General features: G+C 47.5%; 15 protein-coding genes and 1 tRNA gene. 9 read left to right on the top strand and 7 right to left on the bottom strand.

Annotated elements, in window-relative coordinates:
- Nucleotides 1–30: 30 nt before the first annotated feature.
- From EJV45_RS15565 to EJV45_RS15555, 3 genes are read right to left on the bottom strand one after another with little or no spacing between them, the layout of a single operon-like run.
- A complete protein-coding gene (locus EJV45_RS15565; protein ID WP_129717028.1) occupies nt 31–900 on the bottom strand; it encodes an aldose 1-epimerase family protein in 870 nt (289 codons plus the stop codon).
- 44 nt (nt 901–944) lie between these two features.
- A complete protein-coding gene (locus tag EJV45_RS15560; RefSeq protein WP_129717025.1) occupies nt 945–2,261 on the bottom strand; it encodes an AarF/ABC1/UbiB kinase family protein in 1,317 nt (438 codons plus the stop codon).
- 3 nt (nt 2,262–2,264) lie between these two features.
- Nucleotides 2,265–2,903 (bottom strand): TetR family transcriptional regulator C-terminal domain-containing protein, encoded by a 639-nt coding sequence (locus EJV45_RS15555; protein ID WP_129717023.1) that lies wholly within the window; start codon nt 2,901–2,903, stop codon nt 2,265–2,267.
- Between the two features lie 166 nt (nt 2,904–3,069).
- On the opposite strand from EJV45_RS15555, the gene EJV45_RS15550 reads away from it, so the two are divergent.
- The 8 genes from EJV45_RS15550 to EJV45_RS15515 all read left to right on the top strand — a co-directional run bounded on the left by EJV45_RS15550 (nt 3,070) and on the right by EJV45_RS15515 (nt 11,833).
- A tRNA-Pro gene (locus EJV45_RS15550) sits at nt 3,070–3,143 on the top strand.
- 828 nt (nt 3,144–3,971) lie between these two features.
- Nucleotides 3,972–4,871 carry an ROK family protein gene (locus EJV45_RS15545; RefSeq protein WP_129717021.1) on the top strand — a complete coding sequence of 300 codons (900 nt, stop codon included), beginning with the start codon at nt 3,972–3,974 and terminating at the stop codon, nt 4,869–4,871.
- Nucleotides 4,872–4,891: 20 nt separating this feature from the next.
- Nucleotides 4,892–6,118, top strand: a complete 1,227-nt coding sequence (locus tag EJV45_RS15540) for a sugar MFS transporter (protein ID WP_129717019.1) — start codon at nt 4,892–4,894, stop codon at nt 6,116–6,118.
- A 120-nt stretch (nt 6,119–6,238) separates the two neighbouring features.
- Complete coding sequence (locus tag EJV45_RS15535) at nt 6,239–9,118, top strand: two-component regulator propeller domain-containing protein (RefSeq protein WP_165305069.1); 2,880 nt, start codon at nt 6,239–6,241, stop codon at nt 9,116–9,118.
- Nucleotides 9,119–9,154: 36 nt separating this feature from the next.
- Nucleotides 9,155–9,781, top strand: coding sequence for a response regulator transcription factor (locus EJV45_RS15530; RefSeq protein WP_129717015.1), 627 nt, complete (start codon nt 9,155–9,157; stop codon nt 9,779–9,781).
- Nucleotides 9,782–9,912: 131 nt separating this feature from the next.
- The gene (locus tag EJV45_RS15525; RefSeq protein WP_129717013.1) at nt 9,913–10,254 is read left to right on the top strand and encodes a hypothetical protein; all 342 of its coding nucleotides are present in this window, start codon (nt 9,913–9,915) and stop codon (nt 10,252–10,254) included.
- A gap of 17 nt (nt 10,255–10,271) precedes the next feature.
- Nucleotides 10,272–11,126, top strand: coding sequence for a helix-turn-helix domain-containing protein (locus EJV45_RS15520; RefSeq protein WP_129717011.1), 855 nt, complete (start codon nt 10,272–10,274; stop codon nt 11,124–11,126).
- A 245-nt stretch (nt 11,127–11,371) separates the two neighbouring features.
- Nucleotides 11,372–11,833, top strand: coding sequence for a hypothetical protein (locus EJV45_RS15515; protein ID WP_129717009.1), 462 nt, complete (start codon nt 11,372–11,374; stop codon nt 11,831–11,833).
- A gap of 65 nt (nt 11,834–11,898) precedes the next feature.
- On the opposite strand, the gene EJV45_RS15510 is transcribed toward EJV45_RS15515, so the two are convergent.
- The 4 genes from EJV45_RS15510 to EJV45_RS15495 all read right to left on the bottom strand — a co-directional run bounded on the left by EJV45_RS15510 (nt 11,899) and on the right by EJV45_RS15495 (nt 15,151).
- The gene (locus tag EJV45_RS15510) at nt 11,899–12,090 is read right to left on the bottom strand and encodes a cold-shock protein (protein ID WP_129717007.1); all 192 of its coding nucleotides are present in this window, start codon (nt 12,088–12,090) and stop codon (nt 11,899–11,901) included.
- 99 nt (nt 12,091–12,189) lie between these two features.
- The gene (locus EJV45_RS15505) at nt 12,190–13,122 is read right to left on the bottom strand and encodes a hypothetical protein (RefSeq protein WP_129717005.1); all 933 of its coding nucleotides are present in this window, start codon (nt 13,120–13,122) and stop codon (nt 12,190–12,192) included.
- Nucleotides 13,122–13,994 (bottom strand): phosphodiester glycosidase family protein, encoded by an 873-nt coding sequence (locus tag EJV45_RS15500; RefSeq protein ID WP_129717003.1) that lies wholly within the window; start codon nt 13,992–13,994, stop codon nt 13,122–13,124. Before EJV45_RS15500 ends, EJV45_RS15505 begins: the two co-directional genes overlap by 1 nt.
- A gap of 65 nt (nt 13,995–14,059) precedes the next feature.
- Nucleotides 14,060–15,151: a PDZ domain-containing protein gene (locus EJV45_RS15495; protein WP_129717001.1), complete on the bottom strand. Its 1,092-nt coding sequence runs from the start codon at nt 15,149–15,151 to the stop codon at nt 14,060–14,062.
- Nucleotides 15,152–15,366: 215 nt separating this feature from the next.
- Here EJV45_RS15495 and EJV45_RS15490 point away from each other — a divergent pair, with 215 nt between their 5' ends.
- Nucleotides 15,367–16,677 carry a D-alanyl-D-alanine carboxypeptidase/D-alanyl-D-alanine-endopeptidase gene (locus EJV45_RS15490; protein WP_129716999.1) on the top strand — a complete coding sequence of 437 codons (1,311 nt, stop codon included), beginning with the start codon at nt 15,367–15,369 and terminating at the stop codon, nt 16,675–16,677.
- Nucleotides 16,678–16,738: the final 61 nt, after the last annotated feature.

Raw genomic sequence — 16,738 nt, 5'->3', positions numbered from 1 at the left:
GCAGGCGTCTGAAATGGCGTCTGCCCTTTTTTAGAAACAGGTGACGGACCAGGTTCGGTTCCAGCCTTCTAGCGGACCCAGCCTGACGATACCTTCCTTGTCTTCAAGGCGGCCGTTGTGGTTTACACCATCTGCTACGCCGCACCAGGGCTCAAGACACACAAAGTCTGCATCTGGCGCAGACCAGATTCCGAAATAAGGGAAGCTGTCAAAGCCAAAGCGGATTCCTGTAGCGTTGCCCGTGTTTTCAAGCGTGATTTCCTTGCTTTTCAAAGTTTTGAATACAAGTGCGTCTTCATAAAACAATTCGTGGGAGAGGGGAAGTCGTCCGGAGTCAAGCGTCAGCTGCTTCACTTCATCGCTGATCAGGTTATCTTTTATTTTATGGTATTGAAGATTGCTATCGTTGTCAAAAGTCAGGTAATAATCGGTGTAAGCCAGGTTTTCTGAAACAGGGACGGCAAATGCGGGATGCGCACCGGCAGAAAACAACAGATCGCGCTGCGGGTCGGGGTTTTCCACTTCGTAGCTGCAGTGTAACGTCGGTCCATCCAACCGGTAACGGATGCTCAGGCTGAAACGAAACGGATATTTTTCATGCGTTGCTTCCGTGTCTGAGAGAGTGAAACAAACTTCAGTATCATTGATAACCTTGGTATCGAAGTCCATATCCCGGGCAAATCCGTGGCGGCTGAGCTGATAAGAACGGCCTTCAAAAGAATAGGTGTCGTTTTTCAGCGCGCCGACAACAGGGAACAGAACGGGGCTGTGTTTGCCCCAGAAAGCCGGGTTGCCACTCCACAGATATTCATATGCATTTGTCTTGCCTGTCAGGCGCTGAAGCTCTGCACCTTTTTCAGCAAAACTTGCTGAAAGCCGGTCGTTTTGGATTTGAATCATATACTAATGTACGTTTTGAGCCCGTAAATGAAAAGAAACCGGTTTTACTTCTGGTCAGTAATTGTTAGAACGGGACGGTAACGGCTGGTCTTCACACGCGCACGCAGGTCATGCAAAATAGTGTACAGGCCAAAATTTGTCCGGTTTACATAGATAAAGTGTTTTACGCCCCGCGCCTGTTTAAATTCCGGCATTTTTGAGATCCGCTCGCCATAGCTGTATAATTTTTCAAAGAACTGTTGATCGCTGAAATCAAATTCAGCGGTCGCATATGGTTTTGCAAACAGCCCGATCATTTCCCGGTATGCCTCGTAATAAAAATCAACCTCGGCGGCCGTATCATCAGGCAGAATCATTTCAAGTTCACGGAATGCCTGCAAAGTAAGCTGTTTATTTTGCAGCACATCGGTAAGGATGAGGGAGAAGAACGGCCGGTAAAATTCGCCGGGCATTTCCTTGATACAGCCAAAATCGATGATGCCAAGCTTTCCGTCAGGCGTGATCAGAAAATTTCCCGGGTGCGGATCCGCATGGACGGCCCTAAGCTCATGCTGCTGAAAGTTATAAAAATCCCAGAGTGCCTGGCCGATGCGATCACGCAGTTCCTGTGAGGGGTTCGTCTGAAGAAACTCTTTCAGGTGTACACCCTCAAGCCAGTCCATTGTTATAACCCGTGGGCCTGATAATTCAGGGTAGTAGGTCGGAAAAACCACATGATCGAGGTGTTTGCAGGCCTGAGAGAATTGCTGCGAACGCCGTACCTCAAGCTCATAGTCGGTTTCTTCAAGCAGCCGCTCTTCAACCTCCTGCATGTACACATTAAGCTCTTTCTCACTCATGCCAAGCAGACGAAATGCGAATGGTTTGACAAGTTTCAAATCTGAGGAAATGCTGTCTCCAACACCCGGATACTGAATTTTGACAGCGAGCGTTTTCCCGTTCAGCTCGGCGCGATGCACCTGGCCGATTGAAGCGGCGTGCGTGGACCGGATGTCGAACCGGTCATAGATCTGCTCCGGGCTTTTCCCAAAATGCCGCGTAAAGGTACGAACCACCAGCGGGCCGGAAAGGGGAGGGGCATTGTACTGGCTTTGAGTGAATTTATTTACGTAGGCTCGCGGCAAAATATTTTTGTCCATACTTAGCATTTGCGCAACTTTCAGGGCACTGCCCTTCAGTTCGCTTAGCGACGCATAGATATCTGCAGCATTGTCTTCATTCAGGCCATCCCTGGTAAGGTCGGGGTTAAATAGTTTCTTTGAGTAATACTTAATGTAATTGCCGCCGACCTGGAGACCTGTTTTTACGAATTTTGCAGAGCGTTGTGTTTTGCTGGTTGGAATGCTTTTTTGTTCTTTCATGTATTAAACGAAACGCCCGTTCCGGCTTAGAAACTTTCCATAGTCGAGGAGATTATCAAGCGGACTATGTTGAAAGAGATCGAATGTTACAGTAATGCCTTTTTCAATTGCCTCATCAGTTTTGCTGAATGCTGCTGACGTATCATTTGCCCAGAAGCGCATAATGAAGAGAAACTGAACCCAAAGCGCATCTTTATACCGCTTTGAGAAGAAACGCCGTTCGGCAAGTTCTCCACTTTCCAGGCCTTCGGCAATAACTGATTCTGCAAAGGCTTCAAACACCGGTTTTGCATCATCAAGTACGGGCGGGGCAGAAAGTCCGCGCATGTGCTGGCGTAAGGTGTGCACAGCGAAGCTGCGGTGTCTGAGCAGATATTCTGTAAAGCCGTAAAAGAATGAGAGCACTTTCTCGCGGGCGCTGAAAGACGGCCAGACTTCCTGCTGCCTGATGCTGGAAACAACGGTAGATACGGCATCAGCCCAGAAGCTTTTTTCGATAGAAGTAAACGAGCCGAAATGCAGGTAAAATTCTTCTTCGGCAATTTTGAGGCGTTTGGTAAACACATAAACCGATTTCGGCGACTCTCCGTTGCTGAGAACATAATCGATATATGCTTTCTGAATTTGTGTTGCAGTTGCCATCTGTGCTGGATTTGGTAAATTCAAAAATACAACATACAGAGCGTTGTTTTTGTTGCCACTTCTGGGGTCAATGTCAAAAAACCGAAGCTGTTACCGGGACATGATACCGCTGGCGATAAAATTTTTTGGCGGTATAAACGCTGATTTGATATATTTGCCATCCAATAGGGATGTAGCGTAGCCCGGTATCGCGTCAGCATGGGGTGCTGGAGGTCGCAGGTTCGAATCCTGTCATCCCTACAAACAGGATACAAGCCTTTGCGATAGCAAGGGCTTTGTTTATTTCAGGCCGAGCCAAGCCGCAGGCTTAAGTGAGGCCTGAAATAAACAAAGCCAGGCCACGAAGTGGCTGAAGGCTTGTATCATGTTAAATCGCTCCACCCCCCAAAGGATCACCGACGAAGGAGGTCATCCTGATTACAGTATGATCTCTGGCTGAAGGCTTGTATCATGTTTAACCGCTCCCCTCCAAAGGATCACCGACGAAGGAGGTCATCCTGATTACAGTATGATCTATGGCTGAAGGCTTGTATCATGTTTAACCGCTCCCCTCCAAAGGATCACCGACGAAGGAGGTCATCCTGATTACAGTATGATCTATGGCTGAAGGCTTGTATCATGTTTAACCGCTCCCCTCCAAAGGATCACCGACGAAGGAGGTCATCCTGATTACAGTATGATCTATGGCTAAAGGCTTGTATCCTGTTTAACCGCTCCCCCCAAAGGAGCACCAACGAAGCAGGTTATTCTGATTACAGTATTATCTATGGCTAAAGGCTTGTATCCTGTTTAACTGCTCCCCCCAAAAGGATCACCGACGAAGGAGGTCATCCTGATTACAGTATGATCTATGGCTGAAGGCTTGTATCGGCGGGAGAGATAGCTGTACTGACGTGAACCACAAACCGATTTATTTTAGCGCTTCAGCCGTAATAGCTCCTGCAGCAGTTGCATAAGTGATTTTAATCATTAAATTTGCTAAAACGATTTAAACCTAGACACATCTTGTGTCATATCCCGCCGCCGGATGTTGTAACCAAAGCAGCCGGTTGCGAAGCAATCCGAAAAATGAGCAATACTGATCAGCAGCCGGTAATCGGCGTAGACATTGGCGGCTCGCACCTGACCGCCGCGGTTGTAGACAATGGTATTATTCTCCCGCAAGGCAGAAGCCGTATTAAAGTAAATCCGCATGCACCGGCCGCAGAAATTTTTGACCTTTGGGCAAAATGCCTCACTGAGGTGAGCGCAGTGGCCGGCCTCCGCCTGCCAAAGATCGGCATAGCCATGCCCGGTCCCTTTGAGTACGCAGCAGGCATCAGCCGTATACGCGGTCTCAATAAATATGAGTCGCTTTATGGCATTAACGTAAAAAATGAGCTTGCAGGTCGTTTACAATTGCCCGCCGAAAATCTTATCTTCATTAATGATGCGGAGGCGTTTCTTCTTGGCGAAGTTTATGCCGGGTCAGGCGCTGGTTTTGACAGAGTTATCGGCATTACACTTGGCACCGGACTTGGATCAGCGAGCGCTTTAGATGGTGTTGTTAAAGATGAGAACAGGGCCGTTGTGCCTTATCTTGATAGTTTCGCCGAAGCTTATATATCAACCCGGGGGCTTACAGGGCGGTTTGAAGAACTGACCGGCCTGGCGTGCAAAGATCTGAAGGCCATCATCACACTTGATAATCATCAGAAGGAAGTCCGTGAGGTGTTTTCAGAGTTTACCGTGCACCTGGAGAACTTCCTGAGCGATTTCATTTCAGACACCCGCGCGGAAGTTGTTGTAATTGGCGGAAACATTGCACGTGCCGACAGCTGGTTCCTGCCTGAACTTCAGAACCGGCTCAGAAGCAGGTTTCCGGGCACCAGCCTCCGTTTAACAGAGCTCTGGGAAGATGCAGCCCTGGTTGGGGCAACGGCGGTTTTTGCAGAGAAATATAGCCGCAGCGAAATTCAAAACACATAGAACCAAGACAAAACGAGCATATGGAAAAAGTACCTTTTACCGAACAGAAGTTCAAAATAACGCTGATTTACGTAACCACCCTTTTTATGCTTTGGGGCATCGCCATCACCATGGGCGATGTACTTAATAAGCATTTCCAGGAAGCCATGCATCTCAGCAAAGCCCAGTCAGGCCTTGTGCAGTTCTCCATTTTCGGGGCATACTTTATTATGGGCATCCCCGCAGGCTTGTTTATGAAACGTTTTGGTTTCAAAAACGGCGTGTTGTTAGGATTATCCCTGTTTTCGCTCGGAGCTTTTTTATTTATTCCGGCGGCAAACGCTGGTTCTTTCACCTTTTTTCGCATCGCATTATTTGTGCTTGGCTGCGGGTTGTCTACGCTTGAAACCGTAGCGCACCCATTCGTTGCCTCGCTGGGCGATCAGCGAACAAGCGACCAGCGTATAAACTTTGCCCAGGCATTTAATGCAGTTGGTACGATGATCGGACCGGCACTTGGTGCTTTTATTCTCTTTGGTCCTGAACGTGCCGGCTCTGCAGACCTGGGGTCAGTAAAAGGGCTTTATATGGGCATCGGAATTGCGATTGCGGCCATAGCGCTGAGCTTTTCTTTCGTAAAAGTTCCAGAGACTATAGATTTCCATTCAGAACCACAGCAGGGTGCCGCCGGGGCGAATGTAGACCTGCACCCCGAGAAGTCCCTTTTTGCGCATAAGCATTTCGTATGGGCTGTTCTGGCACAGCTTTTTAACGCTGCGGCACAAGGGGGAACATGGGCCTTTTTTATCAACTACGGACATGAAATCATGGGCTTCAGCAGTTTTACGGCCGGACAGTTTATGGTAGCTTTTATGGGCATGATGCTCCTTGGCCGTTTTGTGGGCACCTTCCTCATGCGTTATATCGCTCCGAATAAATTGCTTGCCATCTTTGCATTATGCAATGTGCTGATGTGTATCATCGTAGCACAGGGTATAGGCTGGGTATCATTCGCTGCCTTACTGATGATCAACTTTTTCTTCAGCATCATGTTCCCGACTATCTTCAGTCTGGGTATGAAGAACCTCGGCTCGAAAACAAAACAGGCCGCTTCATTCCTGTCTATGGGTGTTGTTGGCGCGGCCTTCTTTCCTATGTTAATGGGCATGGTTGCAGACAAGAACATCGCGAGCGCCTATTATCTTCCTATTATCTGTTACTTAGTTATTTTTGTGTTTGCCGCGCGGTTTGACCGGCTCAGGCAATAATACGTTGATCAGCCGTCAAATATCCCCCTTTTTGGGTGATGTCTGGCGGCTGATTTGTTTCTACATTGGCCTGTCATGCTAACGCGTTCGCCGGGGAGGTTCCTTTTTATTTGTCTTCACATGCTGCTTGTTTTCACGCAGCCCGGCTTTTCTCAGACCTATAGTTTTACGAATTACAACCTGAAGGAAGGCTTGCCGCAATCGCAGGTTGGCGTGTTTTATCAGGATAGCCGCCGCATGCTCTGGCTCGGAACCTTTGGGGGCTTAAGCAGTTTTAACGGAAAAAAATTCACCTCGTATAGTAAGGCTTCCGGCCTCCTGTCAAATATGGTCAACTGCATTGTTGAAGATACAACGCACCAGATCATAGCAGGAAGCGATGCGGGGCTGAGTTTTATCAGAAATAACCAGATCCATAACCTGGATCTGAATGAAGAAGTATCTTTTCTGAAGAAAAGCAACACAGGTGCCATCTGGGGCGTTGCCGGCAGGCGCCTTTTCCGGCTTGTAAATGATAAACCGGTTTTTGCTCACCTGCCGGGAAACAGCGTAACAGCCATTAATACCGATGCCCGGGGCAACCTGTATGCGATCTGCCAGGAGCGCGGAATCATGCGCCTTGAAGGTAACGCCTGGAAGCCCGTGTACCTTTTTTCGGCGAAGGAACGAAACCTGATATTACGAAGAATCATCTTTGACAGGAACAACCCCGGACATTTTTTTCTGCTCAGCCGGAAGGCGATCTATTATGGCTCAGGCCGCGGAATCTCGCCTTACGCGCCGCTATCGGGCACCGGCAGTGATTTCATGAGCATTGAGCAGGACCATAAAGGCCAGCTATGGGCGGGGACGCAGACGGGTGCTTATCTTGTCAGATCGTCTGGTGAGGTACTTCGGTTTGGCGGTGCCAATGGCTTTACAGACAATATGGTTTATGAGATCTTCCGTGATGTAGAGAACAATATCTGGTTGTCGTGCTTTAGTCAGGGCATTTATAAGTATGAGGGCGACAGATACATCAGGATGAACAAGGTTCAGGGAAAAGATTTTGAATTCCCCATCAGTGGCATGGCCAAAGACCTGAAGGGTAACCTCTGGATCGCAACATTTAATAAGGGAGTCTTCCGCTATGATGGAAAAACGCCCGTTCCTGTCAATCCCAGTGCTTTTTCGGCAAGCAGTGTGTACTTTGTGTCGGCAGATAAGAAGGGGAGAATCTGGATGTCTGTGCATGGACATGGCCTGTGGATACAGGATGAGAAGGGTCTCAAGCAGTTAATTAAGCCGGCAGAGGAAGATATCACTAAAAGCGAGTTTAACAGCATTCTGCATACTGCCGATGGCGGTATCTGGCTTGGCAGGGGGATCCAGCTGCTTTATATGCAAGACGGGCGACTGCAAACGGTTGGCGGTTTTAAAGGTTTTGTATCGAGTCTTTTCGAACTGAACCCGCGCGAATTTGTGCTTGCAACGACCAACGGCGTGTACATGATTCGCGACCGGAAAGTTCATAAACACCTTCCGCTCGGAAAAATGAACGTTCTGTCCTTGCGCCGCCTGGGCGATCAGTTGCTTGTGGCCACACTTGGTGATGGCCTGATCAGTTACAACCTGAAAACGGGCGCAACGTTTCGTTACACCACGTCGAACGGCCTGCATTCAAACGATATTTACAGTCTTGAATTTGACGCGCAAAAACGCTTGTGGATGGGAACAGGCCGCGGGATCGAAAAACTGAGTTTTGACCGGGCATCCGGCCGCTTCAATGTCGTGTCAGATCAGGCGAATCCGCTTATTATCGAATGTAATCAAAACGCAATACTGAACTATAAAAGTTATATGCTGGTGGGAACCACGGGCGGAATTGTTGCCTGTAAGACTGGTCCGGGCGAGAAACCCGGCAGCAGACCGTCGGTACATATAAACCGGCTGGTGCTGCATAGCAATGAACCCGGCGCCCGCGATTCGCTGATCTACATTCCGCAGGCCGGAAAAAATGTTGAACTGGCCTCTCACCGCGATCACCTGTCTATCCGCTTTGAAGGCGTATTCCTTACAAACCCCAACAGCATCAGCTATCAGTACAGGCTGGTCGGGTCTGATCTTGATTTCAACAGTCCGGTAACTAACGAAGAAGTCGAATATTCCAATCTCGAGCCCGGACACTACGTCTTCCAGGTCCGTTCCCTGGCACAGGGTAAGTCGTCGCCGCTGAAGGAATTTGCTTTTTATGTTGTGCCGGCATTTTATGAGACCTGGTGGTTTAAACTCCTTTCTACAGTTCTTGTGTTCGCCATCATTTACACGGGTTTGCGGTACTGGTTCAAACAAAAACAACGTAAGGAAAAACAGGTTGAGGCCATCAGGCGCGCAGAGAAAGAACGCATTCGTACCCAGACCGCTGAAGATTTTCATGATGATATAGGAAATAAACTTACACGGATCACGGTTCTTTCCGAAATACTCGATAAGAAGATTGATGCGCAGCAAATCGAAGAAAAAGAACTTATCCGCCTGATCAGGGAGAACGCCGGACTTCTCTATACAGGCACAAAAGATATCCTGTGGGCGCTGGATCCGAAGAGCGACAATCTCCTTGAAATCATGAACCATGTTGCTGATGTTGGCCAGGAGCTTTTTGCACATACAGGGGTGGCGTTCCACGTGGAAGGTCTTGATGAACAGTACAAGAAAATCCACTTGTCTATGGAGTTCAACCGAAACCTCAGTCTGATCTTTAAGGAAATCCTGAATAATATCCTGAAGCATGCGGGGGCGGCAAGGGTAGTGATTCGCATTACACGCAATGCGCAAAATACAATTGATATCGAAACGGAAGACGACGGGAAGGGTTTTGATCCGGAAACAGCGTCTAATGGCAACGGCCTGAAGAACATCCGCGTCCGTTCCGAGCGCATAGGCTCCAGTCTGGCAGTCTCCTCAGCGCAGGGAAAAGGAACAAAAATTACGATTTTTACATCTATCCGTGTCACAATTTAGTTTTGGCGGCGTCTAAAATCTAAACCTGCTCAGCGAATGGACCAAAAAATACGCATACTGATCATTGAAGACGACGAGATTTTGCGCATGGCTTACCGGAGCTTGCTGAGCGATGTGCCCGGTTATCAGGTGCTCAATGCTTATCCTTCTTTCGATGATGCCCGGCGGTATCTTCAGGCTGAATCGCCCGATGTGATTCTTCTCGATATTGAAATGCCCGGCACAAATGGCCTCGACGCGCTTCCGGTCATAAAAAAGATGCTGCCAGACGTCTCTATCGTAATCCTTACCGTATTTGACTCTGAAGAGATGGTTTTTGAAGCGCTGGGCAAAGGTGCCAGCGGTTACCTGACTAAGAACTCGCCCGGGGCAAGAATTATCGAAGCCGTACGCGAAGTGCGGTCTGGCGGCGGTGCTATGAGCACCAATGTGGCGCGAATTGTGATGCGGTCCTTTCAGAAAAATCTCAACTCTCCCTTAACCAGGCGGGAAACAGAAATCCTTGAACTTATTGCAGGCGGGCAGACAAAAAGCCAGGTAGCCCAAACCCTGTTCATCGATACCGAAACTGTTCGAAGTCATGTTAAAAATATCTACGTAAAACTGGACGTCAACTCGAAATCAGAAGCAATCCGCACAGCCCGCGACAAACGATTCATTTAGGTTCTCGATGTCGCGTTTATGCTATTTCTAACATTTTTTAACAGTTAGTTTCGCAAAATCACCCGTTTTGGGTGAAGCGCAGGATTTTATTCTCCGGTAATTTTACACAGAAGTAAATGTAACAACGAGCCATGTCTTTATCCCTCAAATACACCAGACCAGATGCCGCGCTGCAGCCCTCAGCACGCGATTTTTTTGAACATACCCTGGGAATTGATACAGAAACGTTTAATCAGGTCCTTCCGCGTCCCGACGATTTAATCTGTGATGTTGATGCAGATGTGGTCCTGCTGACCACAGATTGCCTGGAAACCTGTTTTGAATTAAGAAATAAGGGGATCTCATTTTCACAATCGCCCAGTTATATGCAAGCCGGGTTGTCTGCTGTTTTTGTCGATCCGACGGGAAACACCTGCCTGTTGATCGAGGAGCGTGATTACAGCGAAGAGAAAGAACTAAACGGGTTTGTATAAAGCTAATAACCGCGCTCATGAAATTTCAGAAGACACTCCGAAACCAAAACCTGATCAGGATAGAAACAGCCCATGAAGCCGTTCAGCAGCAGGATCATGTTGCGTATACATTAAATGTTGTGCTGAATGGTACAGCGCTCTACCGGTTTGGGAAACGTAAGGCACAACTGTATCCTGACTCCTGCCTCATGTTAAGCCCCGGCATAAAAAGTGAAGTAACGATCAGTGCTGATTTCGATGTGGAAATCCTGACGATCAGCTTTTCTACATCTTTTATCAATAGCTTTCTTAAGCAAACAGGGATAGCCGCTGAGCAAATGACCAAAGGCGGCTTCGGAGAATCACTGTATCCGATCTCGGATGATATGCGCATTACGATCGGGCACCTGCGCAGACACCTGGAACGCGGTACCGATAACGAGGAACTGATCAATGAATATCTCTACCATTGTCTGCAAAACTATTTTACGGTGTTTAGCCGGGAGGTCGTGCTCCGAATGGAAAAACTGCGTTTCAGTAAAGCTACAACACGGGAAGAGGTCATGAAAAGGCTTAATGATGCACGGGAATACATAAGCAGCAACTATAACAAAAATATCAGCCTGCAGGACGCGGCAGACATTGCCTGCCTGTCGGTCAACCATTTTATGCGAACATTTAAAGAGGCCTACGGATTCTCTCCTCATCAATACCTGATCCGCCTGCGGCTGAAACGGGCGCGTTACCTGCTCAGAAACACGCCGTATGCGCTTCACGAGATTGTGGGGATGGTTGGTTTTGAATGTCCGAGTTCTTTTATCCGCCTGTTCAGGAATAACTTTACGATGACTCCGCTGAAGTATCGTGCCGCAGGTACGCCAATGCCAGCATAAAAGGGGATTTCTGCATATGCAACCAAATTGCTTTCCGGTATCTTAGACCCGTAATATGGCATAAAACCTTGTAGATGTTTTTTCATGCCAGGTTATTAATGATTAAAAAATGATAACAGCAAATGTCCAGGATTGGCGTTTGCTGTTTTTTATTGTATATCAATGTGTTAAATATTTTTTATAAGTGTTTTCAGCACACAGCGCGGCTTTTTCCTGTGCTACTTTTATATAAAAACACAATGGTTATGAGACTTCAAGTTCTAATATTCCTGCTACTGGGTAGCATGTTCAGCACGTTCGCGGCCAAACCCAAAAACGACGTAAAAATGGTTATAACTGCATTTGTTGAAAGTTACCTGAAGCACGGCGATTACAAAAAATTGAGCCAGGTGCTTGGGCACGATGTAACATTCAAATCTAACCGGGATACCCGGGTGGTGGTACAGCAGGGAACGAGCGTAATCGACTTTATGAGAAAAAATGCAGGCATGATACAACGCGACTGTTCTGTAGGGTATGAAATCGTTTCAAAAACTTCAGCAATTGTCGTAGCGCGCGTAGATATAAAATATGAGCTTTGCGAGGGGGCGCAGCAAAACTATCTGATTATTGAAAATGATGGCACGGGCGATTGGAAACTAACGCAGGTTTACAAGCTTTTCCTTGAAAATACCGGAGAGGAAAACGTTACCGCTGGCAAGGTGTGATAAACACAATTAAAAAAGGCGGTCTTTCCTGAGAAAGCCGCCTTTTTTGCAAATATGATAATAAATTAAATTACTTTCACATTAACGGCATTTAAGCCTTTTTTTCCGTTTTCAACTTCGTACTGAACTTTGTCGTTTTCACGGATTTGGTCAATAAGACCAGTTGAGTGAACAAAGATATCTCCGTCTCCGTTTGCTGGGACGATGAAGCCGAAGCCTTTGGTCACATTAAAGAATTTTACTGTTCCTTCTTGCATTGTATTAATTATTAGTGTAAGCCTGCAAGTTAGGTTTTTATTTTAATAAAACCACACCGCTTAAATTTTATTTTGAGACGGTTGCCCATTTATAAACGCCTAATTATCAGCCTTTCCCGTGATGTTCAGCGTTATTTCTGAGCTGTGCGGAATGCCGAAACTCGTTCCCGGCCGTAGGGTTGCAAGATTACTCAGGTAAACGCTGATCACGCCTTCGATCACTTTTTTTCGCTGCGCATAGTACTCAGGAATCACACCGGTGATTTTGCCGATATGGATTCCACCCCTGGCATCAATGACGCATCCAAAGCGAAATGCGAAATCTTTATAGGCTTTTCTGATCGTAATCTTGTATTCAGGGAACATGTAGTCGTATGAGGCCGTTTTTCCAGTAAGCGGGTCCTGGTTACTGATGGTTTCGACGGTCAGCAGCGGACTGCGGCTTATAAACTGTACCGGCTGCCGCGCGGCAAAGGCACTGTCACGGTTGCCAGGATTTCTGTTAGACCGGTCTGAAAGTTTTCTGATATAGGCTGTGTCAGCCTGTGTAGGGCGCTGCAGCAATCGCGCGGTTGTCCTCAATTTGTTTCGAATATAACTTTGTGCGTAAAAGGTCATATTGACATCAGAACTGATATCGCTTGCTATTTCGCGCTGGTTGACCTGCAGTCGTTGAAATACGAGACTGTCTTTGGTGATCTTTTTGACACGAAACCATTCTTTCGCAAAGTTATAGACATCAGCATGATCATAGTGAAGATGAAATCCCTGCATCACCTTTTTCTTTGGGTAGTAAGCCAGCACAGAATCGTCTGAAACAAATTCTATGATCCACGAGGGTTCCTGGTGAAAGCCCATCTCATTTACAGAAAGCCCCGTACTAAACCGGCGTTTAACCTCTTCATAACGAATGCCCTTTACAGGGGCAAAGGTAAAATCGCGGAGGGAAGCATCTTTTCTTTTGTCGCCATGTGAACAGGCCGCTAAAATTGCAGCCAGCACCACCGTGTATACAATCCGGTATTTCGTCATTATCGTTTCTTCGCTTTCACAAAAATCACATTTGCCACCTTCCGGGTGCCGGCATGGTCCCATTTCTTGTTATCGCTCGGGTAATTAACTACGCCACCATCAGGCTCAGCGTTTACCCAGAGTGTTGTTGAACCGCCACCATCCAGGTTGATTGCAGCGATACAGCCCAGCCAGCGCATCAGTTTGGTTAATTCAAAAAGGCTCATTCCGGCCGACTGCTCCTGGCGTCCGTCAACCGTGAGCAGGATGATTTTACCGTCCGGCCGCAGGCCGACACAGGTTCGGGGGTGGCGGAGTTTATTAAACGCTGCGCTATCGAGCGACTCGTCGAGTCCGTTCAACCGCAGCAACGGACCGCTCAGCATGACATCATCGTGCGGCAATTTGTTTTCCCAGTCAGCACTGCCATCCCATTTAACAATTTCGGGCTTGCCGTTGTGTATCACTACAGCAGCCATCTGGTGCCGGCTTCTTTTTCCATCCTTATCCAACCGGTTCTGAGTGATGACCTGCCCCGCAGATTTGATAAAATCTACAGACCCGCCGTTTTTCACGTCGAAGAATGTTCCGTTTACAGCAGCCAGTGCACCCGCCTGTTCACCAAATGCCGGAACAGTTTTTAATTCCTGCTTTTCGTAACCAATTTCCAGCATGGCCCGCTTACCCGGCCTCTTAACTTCGAGATAAGAAATAAACTCATTCGCTGAAAAAAGCTCTTTGGCATTAAAATGATAGCGGTAAAGCCTGACGTCTTTAGCAATGCGGACTTTTTGCCATCTGGCTTTTCGAACGGCAACAGAATCGGAATATTGTGCTTCTGCCTGGGTAACTATCAGCAGGAAGAGGGGCAACAGAAGTTGTTTGAAACGCATATGCAAGTATACTCAAAGCCTGCGCATGAAGCCAGACCTCCTCGTATTTTTACATTTCCGGCGTCTCAGATTCGTTTTCTTAATTTGAGCAGCATCAGTTCCCGGCTGCCGTTCCGGTTTATTTCGATAAGCAGCGGCCGCCCGTCACGCGATTTGAACAATTCATCGATTTCAGATAAAGTATGTTCGCTTACGGGCTTGAAATTTATTTTAAGGAGCTCATCGCCGGGGAGAAAACCGGCCATATGCGCAGGCGAGGCGGGTTCGATCCGGCCTGCAAAATACCGGCCGTCATGATCAAAATCGATATATACCGACATGCCCGACATGTCATGCTCTGACCGCTCTTTAAAAAAATGATTTCGCTTTAGGTGAATAAAGCCCTCGTTGTAGTCAAAAAAAACGTTGAACTTTTTCATTAAATTGGCGCCGAGATTTCCGTTACGTCCGGTCCCTTCAGTCTTGCTTGCTACATCTTCAAAGTTCGGAAAGCCGGTCAATACATCGCTAAGCTTGAAGGTGCCTATGGAGACCGATTTAACCCGTCCCATTTTCCCGTCTATTACCCCACTCAAACCCATCCCCAGGTTTGCCTCAATCGTTGAATCGGGCAAGGGAAAGGGCCTGTTCTGATAAGCTTCAAGCGATAGCGCGTGGCTTCCGCCCGTATCAATGATCAGTCTGGTCTGAACGGTATCGCCGCGGCTTGTAAGGACCTTTGCCTGAACGTATGGTTTGTTCAGCGTAAGCTCAATAGGAATTTTTTGACCTTTGAAGCGGACCCGCTTGTTGGGGCTATAGAAGGTAAGCCGCCTGGAGTCGTACCGGATATGCACAATGAAACTTTTGAAAAAGGAATATCCGATCAGGCCATAAATTGGCTGACCAACATATCCCGAGAGGTTAAAAACATCTTCGGCAAGCACAGCGGTTGGGGTGATCTCAGATAAGCTTCGTCCAATCTCAACCTGAATCTTATTTGTAAAACGGGCATCGAGGGCAAGGCCTTTACCCAGGCCAAAAATCTTAAAAGGCGTGTAGTTTTTTGCGAGGGCAGAATCAAGAATGGAGGGGTTGGTAATCACCATCGGGCCAACCCCGGTATCCAGAATAAAATCGAAGGGACCTTTTCCGTTTACAAAGATCGGAATGATCATCAGGTTTTTTACAAACTTAAAATTTAGGGTCTGTTTGTCACGCTTTGCCCTAAACTGAAAATTTTGTGCATGAGCAGCCTGTCTTTCCACGACTGGCAGAAACGGCAATAGCAGGCATAAAAAAACAAGTGTTTTTACGACGACCCGGCTCATGATCATTAATCTAAATTAATATTTTAGTAACGACATTTTTTCACCCGCAGACCCCGTTTCAAATGAAATCACATCGCTTTTGTACCGCCCTTGCTGCTGCCATTCTTTTTGCATCCTGCTCCGCAGAGCAACACATCAGCCGCGACGTGAAAAAAACCTTTAAAAATTCAGCGCTGATCAGGCAATACAGGGTTGGTTTCGCCCTTTATGATCCTGAAAGCAAAAAGATGCTGTATCAGCAGGATGCCGATCGCTATTACACGCCGGCATCAAATACCAAGCTCTATACATTTTATGCTGGTTTAAAGATACTGAAAGATTCGGTGCCTTCACTGCGGTACATTGAACAGGGCGACTCACTTATTTTCTGGGGCACCGGGGACCCGTCGTTTCTTCACTCGCAGCTGAAAAACCGCAAAGCACTGGACTTTCTCGCCGGGAGCCCTAAAAAGCTATTTTACGCCCCTGGCCGCTACACGGGTTCATTTTATGCTACGGGCTGGGCCTGGGACGATTATAACGACTATTACCAGGCCGAGCTAAACGAGCTCCCTGTTATGGATAACCTTGTTGCCGTCAGGAAGAGCCCAACGGGCGGCCTGCTCGTAAGCCCCCGCTTATTTACCAGCTGTTTTGAGAAGAATCCGGAAAAAAAAGGTGATTTTAGCATCCAACGCGCCTATCTTGAAAATCGCTTCGAATATCCTGATACATTGGTCCCTGATAAATTTGAGCAACAGATTCCATATAAGGTGTCAGAAACACTTACGCTGAACCTGCTTTCAGATACATTAAATAGGCCTGTACACATACTTCCCCGCAGCATGCCGTCATACGCCCGAACCATTTTCGGTGCGCACCGCGATTCTGTTCTGAAACAGATGATGCTGCCGAGCGACAATTTTATCGCCGAGCAGTTGCTTTTGGTATACGCTGACCAGGCCGGGCTGGAGCTGAACACCGGGAAAGCCATTGCACATATCACAAAGACCTATCTGGCTGGCTTGCCCGATAAACCACAATGGGCGGATGGCTCTGGGTTGTCCAGAATGAATCTTTTCACGCCGAGGGATATGATCTACCTGCTAGACCTGATCTGGCAGGAGTTTCCTGACAAACAAAAGCTGTATGACCTGTTGCCTGCCGGCGGAAAAAGCGGAACGCTGAGAAATGCCTATGCCAAAACTGATCAGCCGTTTGTATTTGGTAAAACGGGAACGCTTTCAAACATCCATAACCAAAGCGGCTACATCCGGACGCGCAAAGGCAAAACGCTGTTCTTTGCGTTTATGAACAATAATTTCCTGCAGCCAACCGCAGAAGTACGCAAAGAAATGGTGCGAATCATGACTGGAATTCATGATAATTATTAGCTGAACCAGATTTAGGGATATTTTTCGTGCAGGATTGTGCGGTTTTGATTTGCAATTGGTT

The organism is Pedobacter sp. SYP-B3415, from assembly GCF_004138205.1.
In the GTDB taxonomy this organism is placed as follows: domain Bacteria; phylum Bacteroidota; class Bacteroidia; order Sphingobacteriales; family Sphingobacteriaceae; genus Pedobacter.
The sequence above is the reverse complement of the archived record's forward strand: the minus strand, read 5'-3'. Positions and strand labels throughout refer to the sequence as shown.